This is a genomic window from Undibacterium sp. Ji49W, assembly GCF_049340205.1.
GTDB lineage: Bacteria > Pseudomonadota > Gammaproteobacteria > Burkholderiales > Burkholderiaceae_D > Undibacterium.
The window spans coordinates 218437-243099 of the sequence record NZ_JBMPOW010000001.1; the positions used below are offsets into that span (position 1 = coordinate 218437).

24 protein-coding genes are annotated in these 24663 nt (G+C 51.0%); 13 read left to right on the top strand and 11 right to left on the bottom strand.

Translation table 11 applies throughout. The features are described from left to right. Positions 1 to 2: 2 nt before the first annotated feature. The 7 genes from ACO0LK_RS00955 to ispB form a co-directional block, all read right to left on the bottom strand. Entirely contained in the window at positions 3 to 179 is a 177-nt protein-coding gene (locus ACO0LK_RS00955) for a DNA gyrase inhibitor YacG (protein WP_422971283.1), read from the bottom strand. 2 nt (positions 180 to 181) lie between these two features. Beyond that, positions 182 to 937 carry a cell division protein ZapD gene (zapD, locus tag ACO0LK_RS00960; protein ID WP_422971285.1) on the bottom strand — a complete coding sequence of 252 codons (756 nt, stop codon included), beginning with the start codon at positions 935 to 937 and terminating at the stop codon, positions 182 to 184. A 137-nt stretch (positions 938 to 1074) separates the two neighbouring features. Next, positions 1075 to 1689 carry a dephospho-CoA kinase gene (gene coaE / locus ACO0LK_RS00965; RefSeq protein ID WP_422971287.1) on the bottom strand — a complete coding sequence of 205 codons (615 nt, stop codon included), beginning with the start codon at positions 1687 to 1689 and terminating at the stop codon, positions 1075 to 1077. Beyond that, positions 1689 to 2552, bottom strand: coding sequence for a prepilin peptidase (locus ACO0LK_RS00970; protein ID WP_422971289.1), 864 nt, complete (start codon positions 2550 to 2552; stop codon positions 1689 to 1691). The genes coaE and ACO0LK_RS00970 overlap by 1 nt, the downstream gene beginning before the upstream one ends. Beyond that, positions 2552 to 3784, bottom strand: a complete 1233-nt coding sequence (locus ACO0LK_RS00975) for a type II secretion system F family protein (protein ID WP_422971291.1) — start codon at positions 3782 to 3784, stop codon at positions 2552 to 2554. Before ACO0LK_RS00975 ends, ACO0LK_RS00970 begins: the two co-directional genes overlap by 1 nt. Before the next feature lie 15 nt (positions 3785 to 3799). Next, positions 3800 to 5527, bottom strand: a complete 1728-nt coding sequence (pilB, locus tag ACO0LK_RS00980) for a type IV-A pilus assembly ATPase PilB (protein WP_422971293.1) — start codon at positions 5525 to 5527, stop codon at positions 3800 to 3802. Positions 5528 to 5840: 313 nt separating this feature from the next. Further along, positions 5841 to 6893 (bottom strand): octaprenyl diphosphate synthase, encoded by a 1053-nt coding sequence (ispB, locus tag ACO0LK_RS00985; protein ID WP_422971295.1) that lies wholly within the window; start codon positions 6891 to 6893, stop codon positions 5841 to 5843. Between the two features lie 204 nt (positions 6894 to 7097). Between ispB and rplU the strand changes: the two genes are divergently transcribed. From rplU to proB, 4 genes are all read left to right on the top strand, one after another. Then, complete coding sequence (gene rplU, locus ACO0LK_RS00990; protein WP_186946995.1) at positions 7098 to 7409, top strand: 50S ribosomal protein L21; 312 nt, start codon at positions 7098 to 7100, stop codon at positions 7407 to 7409. Between the two features lie 45 nt (positions 7410 to 7454). Further along, a complete protein-coding gene (rpmA, locus tag ACO0LK_RS00995) occupies positions 7455 to 7712 on the top strand; it encodes a 50S ribosomal protein L27 (protein WP_186946996.1) in 258 nt (85 codons plus the stop codon). A gap of 254 nt (positions 7713 to 7966) precedes the next feature. Next, positions 7967 to 9079, top strand: coding sequence for a GTPase ObgE (gene obgE / locus ACO0LK_RS01000; RefSeq protein WP_186946997.1), 1113 nt, complete (start codon positions 7967 to 7969; stop codon positions 9077 to 9079). 289 nt (positions 9080 to 9368) lie between these two features. After that, positions 9369 to 10487 (top strand): glutamate 5-kinase, encoded by a 1119-nt coding sequence (gene proB / locus ACO0LK_RS01005; protein ID WP_422971298.1) that lies wholly within the window; start codon positions 9369 to 9371, stop codon positions 10485 to 10487. A 64-nt stretch (positions 10488 to 10551) separates the two neighbouring features. On the opposite strand, the gene ACO0LK_RS01010 is transcribed toward proB, so the two are convergent. Both ACO0LK_RS01010 and ACO0LK_RS01015 read right to left on the bottom strand, forming a co-directional pair. Continuing rightward, a complete protein-coding gene (locus tag ACO0LK_RS01010; RefSeq protein WP_422971300.1) occupies positions 10552 to 11067 on the bottom strand; it encodes a CNP1-like family protein in 516 nt (171 codons plus the stop codon). A gap of 3 nt (positions 11068 to 11070) precedes the next feature. Continuing rightward, a complete protein-coding gene (locus tag ACO0LK_RS01015) occupies positions 11071 to 11643 on the bottom strand; it encodes an RNA pyrophosphohydrolase (RefSeq protein WP_186947000.1) in 573 nt (190 codons plus the stop codon). A gap of 215 nt (positions 11644 to 11858) precedes the next feature. Here ACO0LK_RS01015 and ACO0LK_RS01020 point away from each other — a divergent pair, with 215 nt between their 5' ends. From ACO0LK_RS01020 to ACO0LK_RS01035, 4 genes are all read left to right on the top strand, one after another. Next, positions 11859 to 13607 carry a proline--tRNA ligase gene (locus tag ACO0LK_RS01020; RefSeq protein WP_422971302.1) on the top strand — a complete coding sequence of 583 codons (1749 nt, stop codon included), beginning with the start codon at positions 11859 to 11861 and terminating at the stop codon, positions 13605 to 13607. Beyond that, positions 13604 to 14323, top strand: a complete 720-nt coding sequence (locus ACO0LK_RS01025; RefSeq protein WP_422971304.1) for a lytic transglycosylase domain-containing protein — start codon at positions 13604 to 13606, stop codon at positions 14321 to 14323. The genes ACO0LK_RS01020 and ACO0LK_RS01025 overlap by 4 nt, the downstream gene beginning before the upstream one ends. A 41-nt stretch (positions 14324 to 14364) precedes the next feature. After that, the gene (locus ACO0LK_RS01030; RefSeq protein ID WP_422971306.1) at positions 14365 to 15204 is read left to right on the top strand and encodes a hypothetical protein; all 840 of its coding nucleotides are present in this window, start codon (positions 14365 to 14367) and stop codon (positions 15202 to 15204) included. Positions 15205 to 15274: 70 nt separating this feature from the next. Next, complete coding sequence (locus tag ACO0LK_RS01035; protein ID WP_422971308.1) at positions 15275 to 15952, top strand: hypothetical protein; 678 nt, start codon at positions 15275 to 15277, stop codon at positions 15950 to 15952. 189 nt (positions 15953 to 16141) lie between these two features. Here the strand turns inward: ACO0LK_RS01035 and ACO0LK_RS01040 are convergent, their stop codons facing one another. Next, positions 16142 to 16549, bottom strand: a complete 408-nt coding sequence (locus tag ACO0LK_RS01040; RefSeq protein WP_422971310.1) for an SWIB/MDM2 domain-containing protein — start codon at positions 16547 to 16549, stop codon at positions 16142 to 16144. Between the two features lie 258 nt (positions 16550 to 16807). Further along, positions 16808 to 18175, bottom strand: coding sequence for a signal recognition particle protein (gene ffh, locus ACO0LK_RS01045; RefSeq protein ID WP_422971312.1), 1368 nt, complete (start codon positions 18173 to 18175; stop codon positions 16808 to 16810). Between the two features lie 453 nt (positions 18176 to 18628). On the opposite strand from ffh, the gene ACO0LK_RS01050 reads away from it, so the two are divergent. From ACO0LK_RS01050 to ACO0LK_RS01070, 5 genes are all read left to right on the top strand, one after another. Further along, on the top strand, positions 18629 to 19789 hold the full coding sequence (locus ACO0LK_RS01050) for an ABC transporter substrate-binding protein (protein ID WP_422971314.1): 1161 nt from the start codon (positions 18629 to 18631) through the stop codon (positions 19787 to 19789). Positions 19790 to 20007: 218 nt separating this feature from the next. Further along, positions 20008 to 20979: an ABC transporter substrate-binding protein gene (locus ACO0LK_RS01055; protein WP_422971316.1), complete on the top strand. Its 972-nt coding sequence runs from the start codon at positions 20008 to 20010 to the stop codon at positions 20977 to 20979. 76 nt (positions 20980 to 21055) lie between these two features. Then, positions 21056 to 21874, top strand: a complete 819-nt coding sequence (locus ACO0LK_RS01060; protein WP_422971318.1) for an ABC transporter permease — start codon at positions 21056 to 21058, stop codon at positions 21872 to 21874. Position 21875: 1 nt separating this feature from the next. Then, a complete protein-coding gene (locus ACO0LK_RS01065; RefSeq protein WP_422971320.1) occupies positions 21876 to 22673 on the top strand; it encodes an ABC transporter ATP-binding protein in 798 nt (265 codons plus the stop codon). A gap of 186 nt (positions 22674 to 22859) precedes the next feature. Next, the gene (locus ACO0LK_RS01070) at positions 22860 to 24662 is read left to right on the top strand and encodes a sensor histidine kinase (RefSeq protein ID WP_422971322.1); all 1803 of its coding nucleotides are present in this window, start codon (positions 22860 to 22862) and stop codon (positions 24660 to 24662) included. Position 24663: the final 1 nt, after the last annotated feature.

Below are 24663 nucleotides of genomic sequence, written 5' to 3' on the forward strand. Positions count from 1 at the left end.
GCTTATTCTGCCAGCTCAGGATCTTCAGGTAGATTGACGGCAGGTATCGTATATTTTTCTTCCGCCCAGGCACCCAGATCAATTTGCTTGCAGCGCTCAGAACAAAATGGACGCCAGCGGTTCGCTTCTTTCCATTCCACCTTGTTTTTACAGGTGGGACAGTCAACAAAAGTGGCCATAGTTAAAAATTACAGAGAGTCAGGTCAAACGGGATATCGTTTTCGAAAGCCTTGGGCTTCATGTCACCATCCTGTGACATATAACGTATCCACAACATATATTTATTTGCAGAAATTTCAGGGATGGCTCCCAATTCCTGTGCCACACTGACGCGCAGCAACTGGTATACCTTGCCCTGCAACATTTGCTGGTAACTACCCGCCTGAGCGATCACTTTTGAGGTGGAGCCAGATTCTCGCAACAGGCGCAGTACGACATTGATGGCACCAAACAGAGGGGCAATCGGGGCAAACCACGCGCTGATGTCGGCATAACGTTTTTCGGGGGAGTTTTTTTGCCATGCATGATAGCTGGGCAAATCAAACTCGCAGGCACCGCCCGGAATAATGGTGCGGCCACGTATGCTCATCAACCATTCATTATCGCGCACGTTCTGACCGGTTTTGCCGGTGCTGGCAACCAGGGCAGTGCTGGCGCGGTCAACATCGTCCAGAACCTTGTCGAGCATGTCGGCCTGTACGTTCGGATTGGACTTGAAACTGATGAGCGTGTGTTTCTGTCTTTCGAGTTCTTGCAAGAGATCGGATTTGAGGTCGGCACGACCAGCAACTTCCAGCATTTCGAAAATGGTGGCAAGGGCAACGTGATGCTGCATGGGGTCAGACTGATGCAGGAAAAATGTAAATTTTTCGTATAAGTCTTCCAGCCGCAATAACGTGCGAATACGCTCGTTAAAAGGGTATTCGTAAACAATCAAAATAGTTTCCCTGTCAAAATTTGTGCTAATCCAAGCTGCACATGATTCTGAACCATACTGTGTGAAATTACAAACATCGCGTGCAGATTCTTTCAAAAAAATTGGCGCATCAACGTTTATTCCTTCACACAGTACACCTATTTTTTCATCTCTGCATACGCCAGGTATTGATGATGCAGTTGTACTACCTGCGCACGGATATTTTCCAGCGGCCCTTGATTCGTGATGACGTCATCTGCTGCCGCCAGTCTTTGTTGCCGGCTGGCCTGATTGTGCATGATGGCCAGCACCTGTTCCCGGTTCAGGTTATTGCGTGACATGACACGCTGGATTTGTGTTTCTTCGTCGCAATCAACTACCAGCACCCGGTCTACACGGCTTTTCCATTTGCCCGATTCCACCAGCAGGGGCACGACAAAAATCAGGTAACTGCCAGTAGCAGTGCTGACGGCTTGCTCGGTTTCCTGGCGGATGAGCGGGTGCAGTATGTTTTCCAGCTTGTGTTTTTGCGCCGGATCAGAAAATACCAGTTCGCGCATGGCAGACCGGTCCATGGCACCATCTGCAGTCAGCAGTTCATACCCAAATTGCGCCAGAATAGCCGGTATGGCGAGTCCGCCAGGCACGGTGAGCTGATGCGCAATGACATCGGTATCAATCAGCGCAGCACCCAGTTCGCCGAGGATATTGGCAATCGTGGTTTTGCCACTGCCTATGCCACCAGTCAGGCCAAGCGCAAAACGGGCAGGCATTACATGATGCCCAGGTAATAGTCCATGATCTGATGTCCCCAAACCAGGGCAATCAGGCCTGCTCCAGCCAGGTAAGGGCCAAACGGGATTTGCGATTGCCAGCCCAGCTTGCTAAATATTATCTGGGCAATGCCAATGAAGGCACCTACAAATGACGAAAATAATATGATGACTGGCAATATGCTCCAGCCCATCCAGGCACCAAAGGCTGCCAGCAGCTTGAAGTCACCACCGCCAAAACCATCGCGTTTTTTGATCAATTTATACACTGCATTGACTATCCACAGTGCCAGATAGCCAGCAGCAGCGCCAATGACAGCATCCTTGAGTGAAGCGAAATAACCATTAATATTGAGCAACAAACCTATCCACATCAAACCCAGGGTAAGGTCATCCGGCAGTAACTGGGTGTCGATATCGATAAAGGTCAGGGCGACCAGTATCCAGACAAAAACCACCGCTGCCATGCCGTGCACGCCACTGCCGAAATGCCATATCATGCCTGCGGACAACAAAGCAGTGAACAATTCTATCAGGGGATAACGCGGCGAAATGCGCGCTTTACAGGCTTTGCATTTACCGCCCAGCACCAGATAACTGACCACCGGGATGTTCTCCAGGGCGCCAATCTTGTGCCCACAGTGGGGACAGGCCGAGCGGGGTACGACCAGGTTGTAGCGATCGGTATGGGGTTTGGGCAGATCGCGTGTTTCCGCGAAATAATTATCTTCAAACCTTTGCATCATCTTCGGCAAGCGATAGATGACGACGTTCAGAAAGCTCCCTATCAGCAGGCCGAGTATGCCAAAAAATAGCGTACTCAGCCAAAACCCGGGGGCTGCAAACAAAAGCAACTCCAGCATCAGACCACCGAACCCAGTTTGAAAATTGGCAAGTACATCGCGACCACCAGGCCACCAATAACCACACCCAGAATCGCCATGATCATCGGTTCCATCAGGCTGGACAAAGAAGCAACCGCTTCATCCACTTCATCTTCATAAAAGTCGGCAACCTTGCTCAACATAGAATCCAGCGCACCGGATTCTTCACCAATCGCCACCATTTGCGTGACCATATTCGGGAAGACATTCGAATTTTGCATGGCGACGGTCAGACTGACACCGGTACTGACTTCAGTCTGAATCTTGATGGTAGCATCCAGATACACGGCATTACCGGCGGCACCACCAACCGAATCCAGTGATTCAACCAGCGGCACACCAGCGGCAAACATGGTCGCCAGGGTACGTGTCCAGCGTGCAATGGTGGCTTTACGGATCACGTCACCAAACACGGGGGCCTGTAACAGCAGTCTGTCCATGGTTTGCTGCATTTTCAAGGAACGTTTCCAGGATTGCATAAAGAAATACACGCTACCGAACAATCCACCAAAGATCAGGTACCAGTATTTGACAAAGAAATCAGAAATCGCCATGACGAACAGCGTTGGCGCTGGCAAATCCGCACCAAAGCTTTTGAAAACCTCTTTAAAAGCGGGCACCACCCAGATCATGATGACGGCGGTCACAATGAAGGCAATCGCCAGAATGGCAATAGGGTAAGTCAGGGCAGATTTGATCTTGGCCTTGATGGCCAGGGTTTTTTCCTTGTAGATGGCAAGGCGGTTCAGCAAGTCTTCCAGAATACCGGCTTGTTCACCTGCGCCGACCAAATTACAGAACAGCGGGTCAAAATACAGAGGAAACTTGCGGAAAGCCTGGTTCAGGCTGGTACCAGTCTCGACATCGCCCCGGATATCCTGCAATAATTTGGAAACGGAAGGATTGGCATGTCCCTTGGACACAATATCAAAAGACTGCAGCAAGGGCACACCGGCTTTCATCATTGTTGCCAACTGACGTGTGAACAGGGTGATGTCTTTTTCGGTGATTTTTTTGCCGGTGCTGTAATTTTTCTTCTTCAGCTTGGTGACCAGGATGCCCTGACGGCGCAAAGTGGCATTGACGATAGCTTCGCCGCCAGCGCGCAATTCACCCCTTACGGTTTTACCAAACTTGTCCTTGCCCTCCCAGGCAAATAAATGTTCTTTGACCTGCGACGATTTGACGGACCTTGCCGGATTAGTTGCCATATGACTGTTCTCTTATTATTCGTTGGTACATCCGAGTACTTCCTCGAGACTGGTCAGACCCTGTTTCACCTTCAACAGTCCTGACTGACGCAAGTTCCTGATGCCTTCGCGTTGTGCCTGTTCTTCGATTTCCATCGCACTGCCACTGGCCAGAATGATGCGTTCTATCGATTCGGAGATAGGCATCAATTGATAAATACCAACGCGACCTTTGTAACCACCGCCGCTACAGCGTTCGCAGCCGACCGGACCATAGGGTTTCCAGGTGCCATCCAGGTCATCATCCTTAAAGCCTGCCTGTAGCAAGACTTCATCCAGCACATCGACTGGTTTTTTGCAGGTACAGAGGCGGCGAGCCAGCCTTTGCGCTGTGATCAGGATCACGGATGACGCAATATTGAAGGGTGCTACGCCCATATTCATCAGACGCGTCAGCGTTGCCGGCGCATCGTTGGTATGCAGGGTGGAAAACACCATGTGACCGGTTTGAGCGGCCTTGATGGCAATATCGGCTGTTTCCAGATCACGAATCTCACCCACCATGATGACGTCAGGATCCTGACGCAGGAAAGATTTCAGGGCCGCCGCAAAGGTCAGGCCGGCCTTGTCATTGACGTTGACCTGGTTGACGCCGGGCAAGTTGATCTCGGCCGGATCTTCCGCTGTGGAGATATTGATGCCCGGTTTGTTAATAACATTCAGGCAAGTGTACAGCGACACCGTTTTACCCGAACCGGTCGGTCCAGTGACCAGCACCATGCCGTAGGGACGCTGAATGGCATCCATCAGGATGGCTTTATGATCCGGGTCATAACCCAACGCATCAATACCCATTTGCGCCTGAGAACCGTCCAGAATACGCATAACGATCTTTTCGCCAAACAGCGTGGGCAGTGTGCTCACACGAAAGTCGATGGATTTGCTGGCGGATAACTGCAATTTCATGCGGCCATCTTGCGGGATACGTTTTTCAGAAATATCCAGCTTGGAGATAACCTTGATACGTGAAGCCAGTTTTTCCTTGATGGCCAGCGGTGGCTGGGCAATTTCCTTTAATTCGCCGTCAACGCGGAAGCGAATGCGATAAAATTTTTCAAAGGGTTCAAAATGCAAATCGGAAGCGCCCATGTTGATCGCATCCACCAGCATCTTTTGCAGGAATTTAACGACAGGGGCATCATCAATCTCTGTCGCCTGGTTGTCAGCAGCAGCCTGATTGAGGTCTTCTTCCTTGAATTCGAGTTCAAAATCATCGCCGGCGATGTCCGCCAGGGTTTGCTCTGAGGTTTTACCCAGCCGGTCCAGCAGTTTGACCAGTGCATCATGTTGCACGATGATGATGTCAACACCCAGGCCGGTCTGAAACTTGACCTGATCCAGTGCCGAGTTATTGGTTGGATCAGACAGTGCCAGCGATACCTTGTTGCCTTTTTTTGCGATCGCTATCATGCGTTGTGCCTGCATGAGCTTGGGATCAACCAGCTTTTCCGGTATCAGCGACTCATTGATCAGTGACAAATCCAGCAGGGGATAACCAAACACATCCGAGCAAAACGTCGCCAGGTCGCGTGCATTGATAAAGCCGCTTTGCAGCAAGCCATCAATAAAGGGGGTTTTTTCGATCTGGGTCTTTTTGCTGACGACATCTACCTGGGCCGCAGTCAATAAATTGGCTTGCGTCAGTGCGCGTGCCAAACCTGAGGTCGGGGTGAGAGAAGCTGAATTTGGTTGGACTGCGGACATAGGGTCTTTTGAGTAAAATTTACCAATACAATCAGTTGCCTTAGGATAATGCAACTAAGCCCGTTATTTGTAAAGGCGTTCAGGGGGAAACCCGGTGGCTGAGCAGCAAATATGCAGCAAATAAGCGGCGAAAAGACCGGGATTGTAACTTTCGTAACACGCTGCCTGCTATTCGTTACAGCCAGGTTACAAATTTTGCTCAATGATCAGTTTAGTGATCAAGTTTTGGCGTCCACCTCAAACACGTTCTCGTTCGTCCCTGAATTTACTGCATTTTTGCAGTAATGTATGCGAGGTGGGATGTTAAAAAAGATTAATGGTTGCGACCAACGGCAAACGCGCACAACTGCACCATGGCCTGTTTGTAGCTGCTTTCTGGCAAGCTGACAATGGCAGCTGCCGCACGATCAGCCGCTTTTACGGCTTCATTCTGTGTATAGGCCAGGGCACCAGAACTGGTAATAGCTTTCAGGATGGCATCAAATTTTGATTCGTCGCCATTTTCTATGCAGGCACGTACCAGTTCCTGCTCGGCAGCATTGCCGTTCTTCATTAGATAAATCAGTGGCAGGGTGGGTTTGCCCTCGCGCAAATCATCACCGACATTCTTGCCTATGTCTTCGGCATTGCCCGAGTAATCAAGGACATCATCAATCAGTTGAAACGCCGTACCCAGCGAACGACCATATTCGCCTGCCGCTTCAATTTCCTGTGGATTGGCACCGGCAATGAGGGCGCCGATTTCGGCTGCGGCTTCAAACAGCTTGGCTGTTTTTGAACGTATCACTTGGAGGTAACGTTCCTCTGTCACGTCTGGATCATGCATATTCAACAACTGCAAGACTTCACCTTCAGCAATGACATTGGTCGCATCTGCCAATATTTGCATGATTTGCATGTTGTTGATGGAAACCATCATCTGGAAGGCCCGTGAGTACAGGAAATCGCCCACCAGCACCGATGCCGCATTGCCAAACAGGGCATTCGCTGTCTTGCGCCCGCGCCGCAGTGAGGATTCATCGACGACATCATCGTGCAGCAGGGTGGCGGTATGGATAAATTCGACAATGGCGGCCAGCTCGTGATGATGTTTTCCCTGGTACTGATAGGCGTTTGCCACCAGCAAGACCAGCACTGGTCGTATTCTCTTCCCGCCGGCACTGATGATGTATTCGGCTATCTGATTCACCAGCGGTACTTCAGAGTGCAGTTTATTGCGTATGACCTGGTTGACTTCCGACATGTCGGAAGCAATAAGCTCAGTGATGGGATTGGGGTTGTTTGTGGCAGACAAGGGTAAACCTGCAAAAAATCCAGAATGGCCCAGATTATACGATGCCATGCCATGGTTTTGCTTGAATTGCACCAGCGACTCTCGCTTTATTATACTTTCCGGTCATTAACGCCCCGGTGATTTGCTGTAGCAAGCTCCGGGCTGCTGAAAAAATATGCAAATAGTCTTTGACGCTTATTCCGGAATTATGTACAATTTGTGGTTTTCCCGATTTCCCAGATGGTTGTTCAGTCCGGCGGGAGGAAAATTCCTAATTTTTATTTGATGAGGTTTCACATGTACGCGGTCATAAAAACCGGAGGCAAGCAATACAAAGTTGTCGCTGGTGAAAAACTTAAAGTAGAACAGATACCTGCAGACATTGGCTCCGAAATCACCATAGATCAAGTGCTCGCATTGGGCGCTGGCGAGACCATTAAATTTGGTGCTCCACTGGTCACAGGTGCTACGGTGCTGGCTAAGGTTATAGATCACGGTCGTCACGACAAAGTGCGCATTTTCAAAATGCGTCGTCGTAAGCACTATCAGAAACGTCAAGGCCATCGCCAAAACTACACTGAATTGCAAATCGTATCTATCAACGGCTAATCCGTAGATAAGTTAATTTACCTGAACTTAAGGAGCTAATTAAAAATGGCACATAAAAAAGGCGGCGGCACCACGCGCAACGGCCGTGACTCAGAATCAAAGCGCCTTGGCGTTAAAGTCTACGGCGGCCAGGCTATCAATGCTGGCGGTATCATCATTCGTCAACGCGGCACACGCGTACACGCTGGTGAAAACGTTGGTATGGGCAAAGATCACACTTTGTTCGCTCTGGTTAATGGCAAAGTACAATTCGCGATCAAAGGTGCAGCACGTCACCAGTTCGCAATTGTTGTTCCAGCGTAATGCATTGAAGTAATTCAAAGCAGGGCGCAAGCCAGTATGATAAAAAGGCTCTGCCATCGGTAGGGCCTTTTTAGTTGGATTTGATCGCTATTCCAGCTAAATAAAGCGGTGCATGCCACCCAAACTATTTCTCTCCGCAAGTACACCCTGCATGGTCAGTTTGGTGTTAGCCCTTTTAATTTGAAGAAATCCTGTATAAATTTATTGTTCCATCAGGTTACAAAAATTTATACAAGCTTTTTTAGGTGGTAAAAATGAAATTTATTGATGAAGCCAGAATTGAAGTAATCGCCGGTGACGGCGGCAATGGTGTGGCGTCTTTCTGTCGTGAAAAATTCCGCCCGTTCGGCGGCCCCGATGGTGGTGATGGTGGTCGTGGCGGCAGTATCTGGGCTGTAGCTGACCGCAATATCAACACCCTGGTTGACTATCGCTATTCCAAATTGCACAAAGCCAAAGATGGTGAAAATGGTCGTGGCGCAGATTGTTATGGCAAAGGTGCTGATGATATCCGTCTGCGTATGCCGGTGGGCACCCAGATTTGCGACAGAAATACCGATGAAGTTATCGCGGATCTGACCGAACATGGCCAGGAAGTTGAACTGGTCAAAGGTGGTGAAGGTGGCTGGGGCAATATCCACTTCAAGACTTCTACCAACCGTGCACCACGTCAGCGCTCTGATGGTAAAGAAGGTGAACGTCGTGAATTGCGTCTGGAATTGAAAGTATTGGCCGACGTAGGCTTGCTGGGTCTGCCAAATGCCGGTAAATCCACTTTCATTACTGCCGTATCGAATGCGCGTCCAAAAATTGCTGATTATCCTTTCACAACTCTGCACCCTAACCTGGGTATGGTACGTGTCAGCCATGAAAAAAGCTTCGTTATCGCCGATATTCCTGGTCTGATCGAAGGTGCTGCTGATGGCGCGGGTCTGGGCATACAATTCCTGAAGCATTTGCAACGCACAGGCTTGCTCTTGCACATTGTTGATCTGGCACCGTTTGATGAAGCAGTTGATCCGGTCAAAGAAGCCAAAGCCCTGATCAAGGAATTGCGTAAATACGACGAAAGTCTGTATGAGAAGCCACGCTGGCTGGTATTGAACAAGCTCGACGTACTGACCGACGATGAACGCAAGAAGAAGGTTAAAGACTTCATCAAGCGTTTCGCCTGGAAAGGCCCGGTCTTTGAAATTTCTGCCCTGAATCGTGAAGGCTGCGAAGAACTGGTAACAGAGATTTATAAATACCTGGAAGAAAAGCGCACGCATGAACAGCGTTCGCAAGAAACCACGATGAAAGAAGAAGCGCAGGGTATTTTGTCCATTGATCCGGATGATCCGCGTTTTAAAGTACTGGAAGACTAATAAAAAACCTGGTGAAAGCCAGGTTTTTTTTCGCCTGCCATCATCTACTCATCAGCTACCCATCAACCGCTCATCAAATGCCTCGTACCCATCAAGGATAGAATACCAATGATTATTTTGATATTGAAATAATTTCTTTTTAATAATGGAAATCCCATAAAAAATAGAATATTCCATTTAAATCTGAATTAAATTTAGATTGCAACGATACTATCCATATAAAGTATAATTTTGATTTGCTGCGAGCTTGTGCGCAGTGACATCTCCAAATTTACATCCGTATTCATTTATGCAATCTGTCATTCAGCAAGCAAAACGTCTGATTATCAAAGTAGGTTCATCCCTGGTGACCAATGATGGCAAAGGCCTGGACAAACAAGCCATTGCCAAATGGGCTGCCCAGATCGCCGGTCTGCGCGCCATGGGCAAGGAAGTGGTGCTGGTCAGTTCTGGCGCGATAGCAGAAGGGCGGCAACGCCTGGGCTTTGAAAAGCGACCGACGGCCATCCATGAGTTGCAGGCTTGCGCTGCCGTTGGGCAAATGGGCCTGGCGCAGATTTATGAAAGCAGCTTTCGTGAACACCAGATAGGTACCGCGCAGATTTTATTGACGCATGCCGACCTGGCCGACCGAGAACGTTACCTGAATGCGCGTTCTACCCTGTTTACCTTGCTGCGCCTGGGCATAGTCCCCATTATTAATGAAAATGATACGGTGGTCACCGATGAAATCAAGTTTGGTGATAACGACACGCTGGGTGCGCTGGTCGCCAATCTGATCGAGGGCGATGCCCTGATCATCCTGACTGACCAAAAAGGTTTGTACACGGCAGACCCACGCAAGGATCCCAATGCCAGCTTTGTGCACGAGGCGCGTGCCGGAGATCTGACGCTGGAAGCCATGGCCGGTGGTGCTGGCTCCAGTCTGGGCAGTGGCGGTATGCTGACCAAGATATTGGCAGCTAAACGGGGTGCACGTTCCGGTGCGCATACTGTCATCGCCTGGGGGCGTGAAGAGAATGTCTTGCTGCGCCTGGCGCAGGGTGAATCCATAGGCACGCAACTGATTTCGCAAATGGCGCCTGTGGCCGCACGCAAGCAATGGATGATGGATCATTTGCAAACCCTGGGTCAGGTTGTGCTGGATGCAGGTGCAGTGCAAAAACTGACGCGTGAAGGAAAATCCTTGCTGCCTATCGGTGTGCTGGATGTGCGTGGTGAATTCAGCCGTGGTGCAGTGGTCACCTGCTGTGATGAGGCCGGCATGCCGGTAGCCAGGGGGCTTATCAATTACTCAAGCGCTGATGCACGTCGCATCAAGCGCCATGCGTCAGCAGAAATTGCATCCATACTCGGGTTTGTGGAAGAGTCAGAATTGATACACCGCGACAATCTGGTACTGCTATAAAAAATGGGCGCTGAATTCAGCGCCCATTTTCATTCCTGCAATGCCATTTTAATCATTCAGCATTTTAATAATAAGACATTTTCTTGCCGCGCAATTTATCCAGCAAGACATTGACCTTGCCTGCTATTGTCCGGCCTTCACAAAAATAATCCGAAAACAGGGTGCTGTGCTGCTTGTTTGCACCGGTGCTGGAAATGGTATCCCATTGATTGCGACGCGAGCGCGACCAGGTACCGTCCGGGCGGCCAAAGGCAAATAATTTGACTTCATATGACTGGCAGCGCAAACCTTCGTAGCTGATGTTTTTTGCACCGCCCTCACTGGTGGCTACCAGAGTATAACGAATGGTACCGTCACTTGCGACCAGCAGGGACTTGGTATCAATCGCAAAAGACTGGCTGTTGCTTTTATAGAAATTCAGCAGGTTTTCAGTTTTTGGTGCTTCTGGCAATTGCAGGGCGACTTCGCGCCATTCCTTGTCTTCTTCATCAGCAGGTTCTTGCGCATGGACAAGGGGGGCTGACAACAGCAGGGTGCAAAACAGGCTGTTTGCCAGGTGGCGTATTTGTAGTGTTGGCATAAATTATTTAGATTCTTCCGGCTCGGTTTTCTTGATGTCGCGGCCCGGTTGCGCCTGTTGCTGATTGCGCAAATACCGGTTGCGGTTGGAATTCGGGTGTTCGGCACGATGCACATAGCGTGACAATTCCTGCAAGGCCAGTTGATACACGCCCCGCTTGAATTCGATCACCACGTCCAGCGGTACCCAGTAATCATGCCAGCGCCATGCATCAAATTCCGGATGCGTGCTGGCGCGCAGATTGACATCGCAATCACGCCCTATCATACGCAACAGGAACCAGATTTGCTTTTGCCCACGGTAATGCCCGCGAATTTCACGCTTGATAAAATGATCAGGCACCTCATAGCGCAGCCAATCGCGGGTGCGACCGATGACTTTGACGTGCTCTGGAAGCAGGCCAGTTTCCTCTTCCAGTTCCCGGAACATGGCCTGTTCCGGCGATTCACCATATTTGATGCCACCCTGGGGGAATTGCCAGGAGTGCTCGCGCACGCGCTTTCCCCACCAGACTTCATTGTTGGCGTTTAGCAAAATTATGCCAACGTTAGGGCGGAAGCCTTCACGATCCAGCATGTTCAACCTCAAAACTTTCTGTGGCTAAACGGCTTGCTCCTGCAATAGATAGCGTTTGTTATATCGAAAAACACCGCGATTTTCGGCGGATAGCCGCCATCGAGGCGAACAAATCGCAGTTTCCTTCATCAAATGTGCAAAGAGTGGGCGCATTAGCCAGCTAATCCTTTAAAATTGAGTTGATTATAACCCTCCATTTAAAAAGAATCACTGTCATGCGTGCTACACGATTTTTTATTTCCACACTGAAAGAAGCGCCTGCCGATGCCGAGATCGTCAGCCATAAACTGATGATGCGTGCAGGCATGATCAAACGCCTGGGTTCTGGCATATACAACTACATGCCCATGGGCCTGCGCATTATTCGCAAAGTTGAAAACATTGTTCGTGAAGAAATGAATCGCGCCGGTGCGGTTGAAATGCTGATGCCAGTGATACAGCCCGCCGAATACTGGCAGGAAACCGGTCGTTGGGACAAATTCGGCCCGCTGATGATGCGCGTGAAAGATCGCCATGGCCGTGACTATGTGATACAGCCTACGTCGGAAGAAGTCATGACCGATGTCGCACGTACTGAAATTCGCTCTTACCGTCAGTTGCCGGTCAATTTTTATCATATCCAGACCAAGTTCCGCGATGAGCGCCGTCCACGCTTTGGCCTGATGCGCAGCCGTGAATTCACGATGAAGGATGCTTATTCCTTTGACCGCGATCCGGCTGGCATGCAGCAGTCATACCAACTGATGTATGACGCCTATACCCGTATTTTCCAGCGTCTGGGCCTGCAGTTCCGTGCCGTGGCAGCAGATAACGGTGATATCGGTGGTTCCGGCTCGCATGAATTTCACGTGATTGCCGAAACCGGTGAAGATGCGCTGGTGTATTGCCCAAGCTCTGATTACGCGGCCAATATGGAAGCTGCTGAAGGCGTGCCACTGGTGGCTGAGCGTGCAGCAGCTAAAGCTGAACTGAGCAAAACAGCGACACCCGGCAAGGCTAAATGCGAAGATGTCGCTGCCTTGCTCAACATTCCCTTGCAGCAGACAGTGAAATCCATCGTTCTGACTGTTGAAGATGAAGAAAAAGGCGAAGCTGGCAAGCAATTGTGGCTGTTGCTGCTGCGCGGTGATCATGATTTGAATGAAGTCAAAACCGGCAAGGTGCCTGGTCTGGCGAACTATCGTTTTGCCAGTGAATCTGAAATTATTGAATGGTTTGGTACGCCACCCGGTTATCTGGGCCCTATCAATACCAAAAAACCGGTCAGGATCGTGGCTGATCGCACTGTCGCCAATATGGCCGATTTTGTTTGCGGTGCGAATGAAGCTGACTTCCACTTCACCGGCGCTAACTGGGGTCGTGATATTCCTGAACCGCAAGTTGCCGACATCCGCAATGTGGTGGCTGGCGACCCCTCACCAGACGGCAAGGGCGTACTGGCGATACAGCGCGGTATTGAAGTTGGCCATGTATTCCAGCTTGGTACCAGCTATTCGCAGGCAATGAAGGCGACTTTCCTGGATGAAAACGGCAAGCCGCAATTGCTGCAAATGGGCTGCTATGGCATTGGCGTCACCCGTATCCTGGGTGCGGCGATAGAGCAGAACTTCGATGACAAGGGCATAGTCTGGCCTGCGTCGATTGCACCGTTTGAAGTGGTCATCTGCCCTATGGGCATGGACCGCAGCGAGGCCGTCAAAACCGAGACAGAAGCCCTGTACCAGGCTTTGCTGGTAGCGGGCGTGGATGTCATTCTGGATGACCGTGGCGAACGTCCAGGTGCCATGTTTGCTGACTGGGAACTGATAGGCGTACCGCATCGCGTCGTCATTGGTGACCGTGGTTTGAAAGAAGGCAAGCTCGAATACCTGGGTCGTCGTGATGCCGAAGCCAGCAATGTGCCTGTCGCTGAAATGCTGACCTTTATCCAGTCAAAACTGGCGGGAAATCAAGTCGCAGGATGAGGTATTTTTTCTTGCGCTTTTGCGTCTGGCGCAAAGGAAGTGCTGGCAATAGCCGTTCGCCTGGGCTGCATAGCCAGGGCAGGCGATGGATACAAACCATCGTCTGTCTTGCTATTTGCCTGTCTGCTTTTTTGGGATTGCCGGCCCAGGCCGGTAATCAGAAAGAAGAAGCGATGGCAGATGGCGTGCGGCTGGCCTTGGCCAAAGCCATTTCTGATTCGACGCCACCCAAGCCCACATTTAGCAATATAGAAGAACGTATCAAATACCTCAACTGGCTGGGGGAAATGTCGTCGCGTCTGAAGCGTCGTATTCCCGACATGCAGACCCGCCGTGAATTACTTGAAGCGATCTGGTATGAATCCAAACGCGCCGGTCTTGATACCGCCATGGTCATGGGCCTGATACAGGTAGAGTCTGCTTTCCGTAAATATGCCACCTCGGTGGTGGGCGCACGCGGCTATATGCAGGTCATGCCTTTCTGGTCGCGTGTCATCGGCGACGGCGATGCCAAAAAATTGTTCCAGATGCAAACCAACCTGCGTTACGGCTGCTCCATCCTGCGCATGTATATAGACATGGAAAAGGGGGATCTCTATCTTGCCCTGGGTCGTTACAATGGTAGCCGTGGCCGTCCTGAATATCCCAAGGCCGTGCTGGCGAACTGGAAGAACTGGGAATTCAGCGGTGAAAGTGCTTCGCAGCAGCGCAAGTAATACCATTAACAGCATTCGCACCATTAGCACCAGCAGTGTAAGTGGCACTCAGCGCTACCTTAGGTGTAGTCAAACAATCCCTTGAAGAAATGGCGGGCCAAGCCTGGCTGGCCATTTCAAAATACGCAGACAATGTAGTGACAGCGCAGGCTGTTTCTATCGAAATGTTCGATGCACCAGGGAAGTTCATGCAGGCACTTTACTACCGCGAAGAAATGGGCAGCGCAGGCTCGCTGACAATGCTGCGATCACGCTGGAAAATGCTGGCGATGGTAACGCTTGCCCACGCCTTGTTATTCGCACTATGGCCAACACTTCGCATACATAAAAACGACAGTTTTATACCGCAGGCGCTGTGGGTCAGAATGCTGGGAGTACCCGCGCCTGCCACATCCCAACTACCTGTACCTGTAGTCAAGCCATCGTTGCCAGTCAGGCCGCTGCCAGTGGTGAAGACGCCTGCCGCCGCAGTGACGGGCAGCGCAGAGCCGAGTCCTGCTGCTCCCCAGACCGCCGAGCCGCACAACGAAGCGGTCAGCCAGGCGATTACCCCGGCGATCACCCCGGAACTGGCAGGAGAGAATTCTGTCGTCCTACAGCGCGATATCCGTTCCATCATCAAAGCGGTGGAGCGTGAAATGCCAAATCGCATACTGACCGATATCCGGCCAGAAAAATCCTCCATGGTCGCCTTTGCCATCAATGTTGCAGCCGCAGCGCGTCCACGTGGTACCAGTTTTAAGAATATAGTCATGGCTGATGGTACCGCCATGACCAAGGTCACGACATCAGTTGGTTCATATTGCGTGATTGGTGCCAAGCCAGGCGCGGATATCAGCAAGGCGCCGGGGATACGAACTGTCAGTTGTGGCGGCTATTGATGGTTTGAGGATATCTCGGTGAACACGCAAATACCCTGACAGACAGTTCAAGCCAAATCGGAGCATAGCAATGCTGGTACTGGTACCTGATTATCGCAACAACACAATGCATGCTGGCTGGCAGATACTGCTGGCAGTGTGCTTCTTGCATGCCGGGCTGTATTTGTTGTGGCCATTGCTAAAGACCGGCTTGAATGAAGAGAAAATCAGCGCAGGGAGACTGATTTTCTTGGATTTACCCACAGTAGCCAAACCAGCAGTGCAAGAACCGGATAAAAAGGAGGCGCAAAGAACGACATCGCCCCGGCCTGTTTTTACACCGTCAGTCAACGATCGCCCAAGGACTGTCACAGAAAACACGCCTGAGCCCGTAAGCCCGGATACCGGTGTGGCGGCAGAGCCTCAATCTCATCCTCAGCCGAACTTTCAACCGAACTCTCAGTCCGCTACCGGCATCAACCGCGACGTGGGGGAAATCTTCAAGGGCCTGAAAAAGGATTTCCAGGAGCGTGAACGCTTCGCCAGCAAAGCAAACCTCGATCCGATTGCGAAGATGGGGGAGCGCATTGCCCTGTCAGGCACGGTCAATCGCGTGGGCGTCAAGCATGAAGTACATATACTGGGCGATGGTCGCCCGGTATCAAAAGTCATCACGCCTTTTGGCACCTATTGCATACTGCATCGCAAGCCGGGCGAGATCATCGGTAATGAACTGGCGACGGTGCCGGTTACCTGCGGAAATTTATGATTGGCGGGTTGAAGTCAGGAGTGACTCAGTAGTAAGTCAGCATTAAACTAGCAGGCCAGCAATAATCCACAGTAATAAGCTGCCGCAAGAAACAAAAATGCCCGCGCGATGCGGGCATTTTCGTTTGGGATAGGACTGAATGCTTCCCTTTAAGTCTCCCAAAGCAACTTCGGAATCTGCTGCTAAAAATCAGGACAGATGACCGGAAATGAGTTTAGTCATTTCAAACATGGACACTTGTTTCTTGCCACCGAAGACGGCTTTCAACTTGTCATCCGCGTTGATGTTGCGTTTGTTTGCTTCATCTTGCAGTTTGTGTTTCTTGATGTATTCCCATACTTTTTTAGTGACTTCAGTACGAGGAATTGCTGCTGCACCGATGACTGCTGCCAAAACTGGAGAGATTGTCATAGGTTTCATGAACGCTGCATTTGGCTTGCGTGCTGCTGCTGGCTTGGCTGCTGCAACCTTTTTAGGAGCTGCTGCTTTCGCTGCTGGTTTAGCGGCTGCTGCTTTTGGAGCTGCTGCTTTCGCTGCTGGTTTAGCCGCTGGTTTGGCTGCCGGTTTTGCTGCTGGTTTCTTTGGTGCTGTTGCCATAAATAGCCTCCTTCACAAATTTCGTGGACGGAGCTTTGATCGTTTTGAAAAGCTCCTGCATTGCGTCACTTCACGCATCGCTAATAGTGGTGCGGTTTTTACAGGGACGCAAGTGTTTTTTGCTGGTTTTTGTCGAAAAAGTGCAGGAATTTGCCTGTCGTTGGATTTAAGTCTAAAAAAAAGCCGGATAAGCGCCATTTTGGCTGCTATCCGGCTTCTTTCCCCAGAGTGAAATGCAGAGGCAAATCAGCGCTTTTTTCAGCGTTTTCCAGGCATCATTCCCTTCATGCCGCGCAACATTTTCATCATGCCGCCGCCACGCAATTTTTTCATCATGGATTGCATCTGATCAAACTGGGTCAGCATGCGATTGACTTCCTGTATCTGTACACCAGCACCGGCAGCGATACGACGCTTACGCGAAGCTTTGATCAATTCCGGCTTGGCTCTTTCCTGTGGGGTCATGGAATTGATCATGCCTTCCATGCGGCGCACCTGTTTTTCAGCCTGGTCCATATTTGCACCGCTGGCGGCCTGTTGCATCTGGGCTGGCAGCTTGTCCATCAGGTTGGCCAGGCCGCCCATGTTCTTCATCTGCGAAATTTGCAGTTTGAAGTCATTCATGTCGAATTTACCGCCGTCCTTGAGCTTGTGTGCCAGATTCTGGGCGGCAGCCACATCCATGCCTTTTTGGGCGGATTCGACCAGGGCCAGGATGTCACCCATGCCCAGGATGCGATTCGCCATGCGAGTGGCATCGAAAGATTCCAGACCGTCGAGCTTTTCCGCCACGCCGACAAACTTGATCGGCTTGCCGGTGATATGACGTACCGACAAGGCTGCACCACCGCGTGCATCACCGTCCAGCTTGGTCAATACCACGCCCGTCAAAGGCAGGGCATCGTTAAAGGCTTTGGCGGTATTGACGGCATCCTGACCCAGCATGGCATCAACCACGAACAGGGTTTCTATAGGATTGACGGCAGCGTGAACGGCAGCAATCTCTTGCATCATCGCCTCATCTATACCCAGACGGCCAGCGGTATCAATGATCAGTACATCGTGATAGTGCTTTTTGGCATAATCGAGGGCGGCCAGAGCAATATCAACGGGTTTGTCCGTTGGCAGGGAAGGGAAAAAGTCGGCGCCGACCTGCGATGTCACCGTCTGCAACTGACCTATCGCCGCTGGGCGGTAAACGTCGGCAGAAACGGTTAATACCTTTTTCTTTTTCTGCTCGCGTAAATATTTAGCTAATTTACCGACGGTCGTGGTTTTACCGGCACCCTGCAAACCAGCCATCAGGATAATGGCTGGTGGCTGGCAGGCAAAACTCAGTTGCGAAGCATCTTCACCCAGATCGGCCCCCATCAGGGTTGCCAGTTCTTTCTGGACCACGCCCACCAGGGCCTGGCCCGGAGTCAGGGAAGAAATCACTTCTTCGCCCATGGCTTTTTCTTTGACGCGGGCGATCAGTTCACGTACGGCGGGCAGGGCAACGTCGGCTTCCAGTAAGGCCATGCGTACTTCACGCAGCATGTCGGCAGTATTGGATTCGGTCAGGCGGGCTTCGCCGCGCATGGTCTTGACGACTTTGGCAAGGCGCTGGGTAAGGTTATCGAGCATGTTTGCTTAAGGAATCTTGAATAAAAATCAATGAATGCGATGGCCTGCTACAGTTCGCTTATATCTTTATCAAGATATAAGGATGGCTATCGCAATAGCAAGGCAGTGTTACAAGACAGTGTTTATCAGCGCAAGCAGCGCTACAATGGCCATGCTCTATTGTGACAGCCTGCAAGACAGGCAGGAATAAACGGGCATTTTACCTGATCATCAAGATGGACTCAGGCATTTCGCTTTATGGCAGTGGTGACAGTATTTAAAATTCTGGATTTCCAGAATGACTTAATGGGTTTTGTGCGGTTTTTCGCACGCATGCGTGAAACTACGGATGTTTTTACATGTGGACAGGAGTTAAATCCGGTAGACAGCCCTCATTCCGTCGCTTGGTATGAAGTCTGCTAATAAGAGCATAAGAGCGCACTAAAATAGCTGCTCATTCATCAGGAGACAAACATGAAACGACTTCAACGCGTGTGGCATTTGCCACGCGCTCTTGGCTTTTGCGCCCTTGTCATTATTCCCGGTCTGTTTCCTGCCATATCCCTGGCGGAAGAGGGAGTAAGCGAATCCACCATATTGATAGGGCAGACTGTCGGCCTGACGGGGCAGATTGCCGGGCCTGTCAAAGAGATGAATGCGGGCGCTGCCGCCTATATCTCCCAGGTCAATAAGGCTGGTGGTATCAATGGTCGTAAAATTGAGTTGCGCATCCTGGATGATCAGTTTGATCCTGCCATTGCTGCCGCCAATGCCGAAACCCTGATCAAGAAAGAACATGTCTTTGCCCTATTTCAAAGCCGGGGCACACCCCATACCCAGGCTATCCTGCCGATACTTGCCGCCAATAAAATACCACTGATCGCACCAAGTACTGGTGCTGCCGTGTTTCATGCGCCAGTGAATCGCTATCTGTTCAATGTGCGTGCAAAATACCAGGACGAAGTCAAAAAAGCGGTGGAACAGTTTTCTACCATAGGCTTGAAAGACATAGGCATCGTCCACGTGGATGATACGTTTGGTGGGGATGGCCTGGCCGGTTTTACAGCTGCCATGGGCAATTTCAAGTTACAAGCCTCCATCGTCGCCAAGTACGACAGGGCCAAGCCGGATGTCGCCAAGGCCGTGGACGATGTGATGAAATCGCCGGCGAAGGCGCTGGTTATCGTCGGCTCTGCGACCACTGTATCGGAAATCATACGTGGCCTGCGGGGTAAAGGCAGTTCAATACAGATCATGACCCTGTCCAACAACGCCTCGCAATCGTTCATTGAGTCGCTGGGGCCAGCTGCCACCGGTATCATGGTGTCGCAGATCATGCCGGCGCCACATCTGGTATCAAGCATACTGGGGCAAGAGTTCAAGGCCATTGCCAAAGAGCATGGCGTGACTGCCTCCTATGCTGCGATGGAGGGTTTTGTTTCTGCCAAGGTGCTGGTAGAAGGATTGCGTCGTAGCGGCAAGGCGCTGACGCGAGAGGGACTGGTGCGTGCACTGGAAAGCATGCACAAGGTGGATTTGGGCGGCGTGACTGTGACTTATAGTGAGCGTGACCACAGCGGTAGTGAGTTTGTCGAATTGACGATGATAGGCCGCGACGGCAAATTTGTGCGCTAGGCAACATGTTGAAGACGGCTTGTTTGGTGACAGACAATGCGAAAACCCCGATCAGCGCCTTGTGCCTATCTGGAACTTCGCACTGGCATCAGGTTTCAGTCAGCAAAAAGTGAATAAAATCAGGTATTTAGCTTGCGTTATAAGCTGGCACAATATCTGCTATTCATTCTGAGTAAGTAAAAATCGAATCAGAAATTCACCATTTCAAGGAGACAAAGATGTTCAAAAAGATGTTGCTCGCCAGCGTAGTCGCTTCCAGTCTGTTGGCTGCTTCCAGCCAGGCCCAGGAAGTTGTCAGACTTGGTAATCTGAAATTCGCCCATTACGGTGCAGTGTCCTACATCAAGGAAATCGCACCCAAATGCGGTATCAAGGTGGAAGAACGTGTTTTCGCCAAGGGCCTTGATGCCATGCAGGCAGTGATTGCCGGTGAGCTCGATGTCGGCGCCGTTTCATCAGAGGCCGTGATTTCTGCGCGTGCCAGCGGTACACCGATCTACCTGGTTGCCGGCTTTGCCAAAGGTGGTGCACGCCTGGTGGGCCGCGCTGATCTGGGCATGAAAACAGTGAAAGACCTGAAAGGCAAGAAAGTCGGTGTGACACGTGGCGGTATTCAGGATATTTTACTGGCAGCCGAACTGTCACAAAATGGCCTGACTTACTCTGACCAGCCAGGCAAGGATGTGCAAATCATTTACCTTGGTTTCCCTGACCTGAATCAGGCTTTGCTGGGCAAAAACATCGATGCCATCATGCAGTCCGAGCCTTACTCTTCGCAAGCCATCAACAAGGGTTTCGGCAATGAAATCATCAAGCCTTACGACACGCCGATAGGCGAGCCGGTACGCACCATGGTCATGACCGAGAAGTTCTATAAGGAACGTCGTCCGGTAGCAGAAAAGTTCATGCGTTGCTTTGTCGAAGCCACCAAGACCTTTATCGACAACAAGGAACTGGCTGAGAAATATGTGCGTGAAAATATGTTCAAAGGCCAGGTCAGTCATGAAGATTTTGTGAACGCCATAGAAAATTCACCTTACTCTTATGATGTGACGCCAGAACATATCCAGATCACCACCGATCTGATGCAAAAGTATGGCGTCGGCAAAATGGCCAAACCACCAGTCGCCAAGGATTGGGTAAAAACCGATCTTCTGGAACAAGCGAAGAAAAGCCTGAACATCAAGTAAGTCACCAGTTTGAGTCCGGGGTGGGTGTCATGAACATGGACGCTCACCCGGCTCATCAATTCTTGAAGGAAAAATCATGAAATTCAAATGGCGTGAAATGGGCGCGGGCTTGATCGTGCCTGTCATTCTGATTGCGATCTGGCAATTTGTCACCAGCATGGGCTGGGTCAATGCACAGGTACTGCCTTCGCCTGTGGCGGTGGTCAAGAAGTGGATAGAGTATGCGTCACCGTATGAAGCGCGTGATGTGGCCACCACCAGCTGGCTGGCCTGGGCTTTTTCTGGCGAACTGATACGCGATACCATGGGCAGCATGTATCGGGTGGTAGTCGGATTTGTTGTCGGTGCCGGTCTGGCCTTGCCCCTGGGATTGGCCATGGGATCCAGCCAGCGTGCCTATGCATGGATGAATCCGCTGCTACAGGTATTGCGCCCGATTCCACCCATCGCCTACATTCCTCTTTCCATCCTGTGGTTTGGTCTGGGTAATCCGCCGGCCATCTTTCTGATCGCCATCGGTGCGTTCTTCCCGGTGCTGATGAATACCATCGCCGGTGTGCGTCACGTTGACGGCATCTATATCAGAGCGGCGCGCAATCTGGGTGCCAGCCAATCCACCATGTTCCTGCGTGTGATGTTGCCAGCGGCCGTGCCTTACATCCTGTCTGGCGTAAGGATAGGTATAGGTACTGCTTTCATCGTCGTGATCGTATCGGAAATGATCGCTGTAAATAATGGCCTGGGCTTTCGTATTCTGGAAGCGCGTGAATATTTTTGGTCAGACAAAATTATTGCCGGCATGTTCAGCATAGGCTTGCTGGGGCTGGCAATCGATCTGGCGATGAACAAACTGAACAATTATTTGCTGCGCTGGCACCGTGGACTGGAGAACTGAGATGAGCAAGACCCATATCAAAATTCAAGGCGTGAATAAAATTTTCAAAACCGCCGACAAAGAAGTCGTGGCTTTGCGCGATATCAACCTGGAGATACCGGAAGGCCAGTTTGTATGCCTGCTTGGCCCTTCTGGCTGCGGCAAATCGACCTTGCTGAACGCCATTGCCGGTTTTTCCCTGCCGACCTCTGGCAGCATTAACGCCAATGACATGATAGTCAAAGCCCCCGGCCCTGATCGTGGCATGGTGTTCCAGGAATACGCACTGTTCCCCTGGATGACGGTGGAACAGAATATTGCCTTTGGCCTGGAAATCAAGGGCATGGCCAAGGCAGAAATCCAGCAGCGCGTCGCCAGTTTATTGGGCATGCTGGGTTTAAGTGACTTCAGGGCACGCTTTCCCAAAGACTTGTCTGGTGGCATGCGACAAAGGGTGGCGATCGCCCGCGTGCTGGCACTGGATTCACCGATCATGCTGATGGATGAACCCTTTGGCGCGCTGGACGCATTGACCCGTCGCAATTTGCAGGATGAATTGCTGCGTATCTGGTCCGAACTGAAAAAGACCATCATCTTTGTGACGCACAGTATAGAAGAGGCCATTTATCTGGCCGACCGGATTGTCGTCATGACCTACCGGCCAGGCACGGTGAAAAAAGATTTACTGATAGACCTGCCACGTCTGCGCGATCCTTCCGACCCCGCCTTCAACACACTCAAGCGTGAACTGGGGCAACTGGTCATGGAAGAACAGCAAAGACATCATAATGATGAATTGAAGATGGCGGCGGTAGATTAGTCTGATCCGGTTAGCGCGAGGTCAGATGACCGGCCTCGCGCAAGCTCTTATAATAGAGGGCGCAGAATGATTGTCTGTCTGCCTTGCAAAACCAGCTCCTTTTTCAATACATCAGGATTGACAGACATGGCGACTGAGCCTTGCATGGATGAATAAGTGCACGTGACATCCAGCTATCCAAACAGCATGAGCACTCGCCAGCGCCGTCTGGTGATGCTTGGCATCGCGTTCGCGGCAGTCTTGCTGGTGGTGGTCAGCTATCTGTTTGCAGCCAGGGCTGCCAAGGAAAACATACAGCTTGCCGGTGACCGGCAGTTGCAAATCATCGCGCTGGATATCGAATCGGTGCTCGAACGTTACGAGACCCTGCCTTTTGCCATCTCTTATCTGCCGCTTACCACCCAGGCTCTGCTGAGCAGCAAGGATAAAGTGGTTATCCAGACCCTTAACCAAAATCTGCAAGAGTTGGCAGAACAGGCCAAGGTGGCAGCTATCTACCTGATGGATGTGAACGGCAATACGATCGCCGCCAGCAACTGGGCCAGCAGCCAGAGTTATATGGGGCAGAATTTTGCTTTTCGTCCTTATTTTTCTGAGGCGATACGTGCCGCCAGGCCCGGACATTTTTATGCGATAGGTAATACCACCAATATTCCCGGTTATTTTATTTCCCAACCCGTTTATCCACCCGGTAGCAAGCGCGGTAGCTTGCCACCCCTGGGTGTAATTGCTGTCAAGATCAGTCTGGATGAATTTGAGCAAGCCTGGCACAGCAGTGAAGAGCCGATTGCGCTCAGCGATAGTCAGGGTGTAGTGTTTCTCAGCAATCGGAAAGAATGGAAATACCACAGCCTCAAACCCCTGACGAATGCGGTGCAGAAAAACCTGAAAGACACCCTGCAATATGGTGGCAAAAGTATAGCGCCGGTAGCGCAACTGCCACTGAGTGAGCAAAAAGGTTTTGATGATTATCTGTTGCGTCCGATAGGGCGACTGCAATGGCAGTTAATGCTATTTCCGGATCAGGGCAAGGTATTGCGGGCAGGTTTGCAGACGGCATTGCTGGTGACTTTGATACTGGTCATCGTACTGGCTTTTGCGGCTTTTTATGATCAACGCCAGCGTCGCCTGGAAGAAGGACGCCTGGCTCAGCGGGCATTGAAACAGGCAGCCGATGAACTGGAACTGCATATCGCCCAGCGCACCCGGCAACTGACGCTGGCCAATGAAGAACTGGAAGCCAAATACCGCAAGCTGAAGCAGACCGAGAATTTGCTGCGTTCCACCCAGAATGAAATGGTGCAGGCTGGCAAACTGGCCATGCTGGGACAGATGGCGACAGGCATCACGCATGAACTGAACCAGCCGTTGACTGCCATACGGGCTTTTGCCGACAATGCCATTACCTTCATGAACCGGGGCAGGCATGAACAGGCGCAGGCCAATCTGGAACATATCAGTCATGCCAGTGAGCGCATGGGCAGTATTATTGCGCAGTTAAAAGGCTTCGCCAGAAAAAGCCCGAATGCGATTGCTGTGGTCGATGTGCCGCTGGCCATCAAGTCGGCCGTGTCCTTGCTGCAAAGTGAAATAGAGCGGCGCGGCGTTCATTTGCAGATACAGGCAGGGCAGCTAGCTATGGTGCTGGGCGATACCGTCAGGATAGAACAGGTTTTGATCAACCTGATACGTAATGCCCTTGATGCAGTGGAAGCCTGCCAGACCAGAGAAGTACAGGTGCGACTGGAAAGTGACCCGCAGATGGTGAGGATTGTCATCAGTGACAGCGGTACAGGCATTCCACAGCATGTGGCAGAACATTTATTTGAACCTTTTTTTACCACCAAGGAAGTGGGACAGGGACTGGGACTGGGGCTGGCTATTTCTTCATCCATCGTGCAGGCCATGAATGGCAGTCTGAGTGCAGGTAATCGTGAGCAGGGTGGGGCAGAGTTCATCGTCTGCATGCCTGCCTATCTGTCATCCTGAC